The sequence below is a fragment of the Acidimicrobiia bacterium genome (assembly GCA_016650365.1).
Lineage (GTDB): Bacteria > Actinomycetota > Acidimicrobiia > Spongiisociales > JAENVV01 > JAENVV01.
In genome coordinates, this window is the sequence record JAENVV010000025.1 from 1 (window position 1) to 4,815 (window position 4,815).

Here is a 4,815-nt window from a genome sequence, read left to right on the forward strand (position 1 = left end):
CGGGGTACCTGTGTCGCGGCTCATGGAAGGCGAGATCCAAAAACTGGTCCGCCTGGAAGATCATCTGCACCACCGGGTGGTCGGCCAGGATGCCGCCGTGAGAGTCGTCGCAGACGCCATCCGACGGAGCCGGGCGGGGCTCGCCGATCCGTCGCGTCCGATTGGTTCCTTCGTGTTCCTCGGCCCGACCGGAGTTGGCAAAACCGAGCTGGCCAGGGCACTGGCAGAGTTCCTATTCGACGACGAACAGGCGATGGTCCGCATCGACATGTCCGAGTACATGGAAAAGCATTCGGTTTCGCGACTCATCGGCGCTCCTCCCGGATATGTCGGTTACGAGGAGGGCGGCCAACTAACCGAAGCTGTCCGGCGTCGTCCGTATTCGGTAATCCTGCTCGACGAGATAGAGAAGGCCCATACCGACGTGTTCAATGTGCTGCTGCAACTCCTCGACGACGGGAGGTTGACCGACGGCCAGGGCCGCACCGTCGACTTCTCGAACTCGGTGCTGATCATGACATCCAATCTCGGATCAGAGATGATCACGCCGGACCTCCCCGACGAGGTGGTGTCCGAGCGGGTCATGGCGGTCGTCCGAAGCCACTTCCGGCCCGAGTTTCTGAACCGGATCGACGACCTCATCGTGTTCCATCGCTTGACCAGGGACGACCTTCGTAAGATCGTCGAGATCCAGCTGGCGCTGGTTCAGGATCGCCTGGCCGAACGAGCCGTCACACTGGCAGTATCCGATGCCGGCCTCGACTGGCTGGCAGACCACGGTTACGACCCGGCCTACGGTGCCCGCCCGCTCAAGCGCCTGATTCAAACCGCCATCGCCAACCCGTTGGCCATCAAGCTGCTGGAAGGCGCCTACCCCGAGGGATCAACGATCCATGTCGAAGTGGAAAACGACGAACTAACCATCCTCTAGGGTCACCCGCGATAGCTACGGGTCAAGCATTTGGAGGAAGTCGGCGCAGCGGATCGACTCCTTGTTCTCGCCGATCGCTTCGGCCATTCGACGCAAACCATCGAGGCTGCGGAGAAAACCCGTATTCGATGGGTGGGTCCAACGGACATATCCGGAGCCCTTCCAGCCGTTTTGGCGGAGGGCATCGAGTCCCCGGTGGTATCCGATCCTGAAATAGGCGTACGCCTCGACTTTGGCCTGCACGTCGAGGGCCTGGCTCTCGACCAACTCACCAAGTGTCGCCCAAACCAGAGGGATTTCCGGGAATTGGGCAACTACTTTGGCCACGGCAATATGGGTCTGCGGTTGTGCCTGAGCCCGCGCCAATGCCGCCAGCAGCTCATCCGGTGGGTCAGGCAAAATGACGTTCGGGGGACCGTCCGCATTGAACGATACGTTTGACATATCGGCGACGATACACGGTCGAATGCTCCCCTGGTCAATAGGATGGGACTAGACACTCAAAGAACCAGGGAACCGGAGTAATTCCCCGGCGTCTCCCTGGAAAGAGAGGAGACAAGGGTGGATGAGTTCTGGAGACCTTTTTGGACGGTCCTGGCAGTTGCCCTCGTCGTAGGTGAGGTAGCGACGGCCGGGTTCTTCATGCTTCCGTTCGCCATCGGGGCAGGAGTGGCCGCGGTGATGGCATGGACGGGATTACCCGTCGCAGCCCAGTGGGCCGCCTTCGTTGCGACTGGCACGCTCGCCTTCATGTGGATGCGCAGGTTCGCTCGATCCGACGAAGTCCACCCCATCGGCGCCAATCGATTCGACGGGGCTACGGCCGTCGTTATCAAGGACATCAACCATGTGGAGGGCACCGGGGCCGTCCGGATGGGAGCCGAAGAATGGCGGGCAATAAGTGACGCCACCGACATCCCGGAGGGAACGGTCGTCGACATTATCGAAGTGCGGGGAACACGGTTGGTCGTGACCCCGGCCAGGGAAACCAAGAGCGAAGGAGAGTGAATGCCTAATTTTGCCGCGTTCGTAATCATCTTTTTGGCGGTCATGGGGTTTTACCTCGTGTTTGCGTCCATCAAGGTGGTCGCCCAATACGAGAAGGGTCTCGTCGAAACGTTCGGCAAGTACCGCAAGACGGTCGACCCGGGGCTGAATTTCATCATTCCGTTCGCCCAGACCGTCACGAAAGTCGACATGCGTGAACAGGTGGTCGATGTGGCTCCCCAAGAGGTCATCACGAAGGACAACGTGGCGGTAACCGTCGATGCCGTCGTGTATTACGAGGCGACCGACCCGGTCAAGTTGAAGTACAACGTTGCCAACTTCATCGTGGCTGCCACCAAACTGGCCCAAACGAACTTGAGGAACATCGTTGGTGAGCTCCAACTTGACGAGGCGCTCACGTCACGGGAACTCATCAACACCCAGTTACGCCAGATTCTTGATGATGCCACCGACAAGTGGGGAACCCGGGTCGTGCGGGTCGAGATCCAGCGGATCGAGCCACCGCCCGATGTCACCCAGGCGATGCATCGCCAGATGAAAGCCGAGCGCGAACGACGGGCCGTCGTTACCGAGGCCGAGGGTGAGAAGACCTCGGCGATTCTGCGGGCCGAGGGTGTCAAACAACGCGACATTCTTCAGGCCGAAGGTAAAGCAGAAGCCATCAAACGGGTCGCCGAAGCCGACCGTTACCAGAAGGAAACTGTCGCCGAAGGTGAAGCCAAGGCCATCGAACGCGTTTACCAGGCCATCCACGATGGCAACCCGAGCAACGACCTTATTGCAATCAAGTATCTGGAGGCCCTGGCGGCCGTCGCCAACGGCACCGCCACAAAGATCTTCATGCCAATGGAAGTCTCCGGCATCTTGGGAAGCATCGGCGCGATCGGCGAGTTGTTCACCGACAAGGGCAACACCACGGCGTCCATGCCAATTGGAGAGCCGATGGACGTACCACCACCGCCGATGGCCCCCAGGCCGCCGGCCGGAAGCTAACGAATCGATTCAGCTACCCGCCGGGCATCGTCTGCAGTGCCCGGCGGGTATATGAATATCGAGTAGGCGTCACACCGGTCAGGCGATTCTGCCCAGGCGAGCGCCCACATACCGTCGGCGAGCGGACCAAAAGCTCCGGTCGACGCACGAACTTCAAAGCGCTCGGTGGCTCCCACCCAACCGATCGGCGGCAATGATCCTCGGACCACCACCATGGCCGGCTCCCCCTCATCGTTCGCAAAGACAATCTGGCTGGTCCCCGGAATCGATGTGAACAGGTCGCCATAATCGCTGGCAATCGCCCGCGACGCCGACACGGTCGCTGGCGGGACACCGATCACAACATCAGGCAGCGGGCAAGGCTCAAGTTGCACCAAGGTGGTCGATGTCGTTGCCAGGATGGTGGAGCGGGGGAGGCTGGCAGATACCGACGACGAGGTGGGGGTGGCTGAGACGCAACCTGCCATCCCCAGAAGGCAACAAGTCAGCCAAACCCGGGTCGTCATACCGAACGATGGTAGGCGACGTAGCCCGGTGCTACGGTGCTCTGCGCCCACAAATGGAGGATGTCATGAACCGTAAGGACCAGGCAACCGAGGCGTTCAATCTGGTTGAAGCCGACCTTCAGGGCCCTGTCGCTGTGGATGTACGAAAATCCCGAGGTCGGATATGAGGAATTCGAGACCTCCGAACGCATCGTCGCCTACCTGCGGAGCCGGGGCTTCACGGTTACCAAACCGGCGTACGGGCTCGAAACGGCCTTCGTCACCACCGTCGGATCGTCAGGCCGAGAGGTCATCATTTGTGCCGAATACGACGCCCTACCGGTCGTCGGTCATGCGTGCGGTCACAACCTCATCGCCACCTCGGCTCTCGGAGCCGGCATTGCACTCCAGGGTCTCGCTGAAGAACTCGGGATCCGCGTGACCATCCTGGGAACCCCAGCCGAGGAGGGATCGGGCGGCAAAGTAGATCTGCTCAATGCCGGTGCCTTTGCCGATGCGTCGGCAGCCATGATGGTGCATCCCGCCCCGGTCGACGTCGTCGACCCGGCAGTCCTGGCGGTCCGGCACATCACCGTCGATTTCCACGGCAAGGACTCTCACGCCGCCGCAGCCCCACAACTGGGCATCAACGCGCTCGATGCTTTCGTGCAGGCCTACGTCAATGTCTCAACTCTTCGCCAGGCCCTCTATCCGACCGACAAGATTCACGGAATCATCACCCACGGCGGCGACGCTCCAAACATCGTCCCATCGTTCACCCGATCCTCGTGGTACATCCGGGCGGCCGACAAAGACCGGATGGATGAATTGTCCGGTCGAGTTGAGGCTTGTTTCGCAGCGGCCGCCATGGCGACGGGCTGCACCTGGGAAATGACCGAGGTCGGACATCGATTCGACAACCTGATCGCGGATCCAACCATGGTGGGATTATTCGACGCCAACGCGGCGATCCTGGGACGCACCATGTCCCGAGGGGCCGACTTGCCGGCCGGCGAAGCTGGTTCAACCGATATGGGCAACGTGAGCCACGTGGTCCCGACCATCCACCCGGAACTGTCCCTGGACTGCTACCCCGCCGTGAACCACCAACCCGAGTTCGCCGCCCATACGGTGTCGCCGGACGGCCATCGGGCGCTTCGAGACGGTGCCCTCGCCATGGCGTGGACGATCATCGATATGGCCGAACAGAACCAGTGGCCCATCGCTTAGTGGTTGCCCCTCTGCCGAACTCGCTTTTCAGCTGGATGAGTCTTCGCATGCCGGGAGCCAGACGAACCATGGCGTGGGCAAACAGATACCCGCCGAGAAGCAGCGATTGGAAAACGACCATGGCTGTGTTCCAGACGGCTGCAGACCCGCCGAATCGAGGTAGGAGCA

At 61.0% G+C, this 4,815-nt stretch carries 6 protein-coding genes; 4 read left to right on the forward strand and 2 right to left on the reverse strand.

Annotated features, from left to right (window positions below; all coding sequences use genetic code 11):
* A partial coding sequence (locus JJE47_01430; protein MBK5266073.1) for an AAA family ATPase occupies nucleotides 1-931 on the forward strand: 931 nt, incomplete at its 5' end.
* Between the two features lie 15 nt (nucleotides 932-946).
* Here JJE47_01430 and JJE47_01435 read toward each other — a convergent pair.
* On the reverse strand, nucleotides 947-1,375 hold the full coding sequence (locus JJE47_01435; GenBank protein ID MBK5266074.1) for a DUF3151 domain-containing protein: 429 nt from the start codon (nucleotides 1,373-1,375) through the stop codon (nucleotides 947-949).
* A 117-nt stretch (nucleotides 1,376-1,492) separates the two neighbouring features.
* Between JJE47_01435 and JJE47_01440 the strand changes: the two genes are divergently transcribed.
* Both JJE47_01440 and JJE47_01445 read left to right on the forward strand, forming a co-directional pair.
* A complete protein-coding gene (locus tag JJE47_01440; GenBank protein ID MBK5266075.1) occupies nucleotides 1,493-1,939 on the forward strand; it encodes an NfeD family protein in 447 nt (148 codons plus the stop codon).
* Nucleotides 1,940-2,932 carry an SPFH/Band 7/PHB domain protein gene (locus JJE47_01445; GenBank protein MBK5266076.1) on the forward strand — a complete coding sequence of 331 codons (993 nt, stop codon included), beginning with the start codon at nucleotides 1,940-1,942 and terminating at the stop codon, nucleotides 2,930-2,932.
* On the opposite strand, the gene JJE47_01450 is transcribed toward JJE47_01445, so the two are convergent.
* A complete protein-coding gene (locus tag JJE47_01450) occupies nucleotides 2,929-3,438 on the reverse strand; it encodes a hypothetical protein (GenBank protein MBK5266077.1) in 510 nt (169 codons plus the stop codon). The two genes, JJE47_01445 and JJE47_01450, sit on opposite strands and share 4 nt — an antisense overlap.
* Before the next feature lie 138 nt (nucleotides 3,439-3,576).
* On the opposite strand from JJE47_01450, the gene JJE47_01455 reads away from it, so the two are divergent.
* A complete protein-coding gene (locus tag JJE47_01455) occupies nucleotides 3,577-4,647 on the forward strand; it encodes a M20 family metallopeptidase (GenBank protein MBK5266078.1) in 1,071 nt (356 codons plus the stop codon).
* Nucleotides 4,648-4,815: the final 168 nt, after the last annotated feature.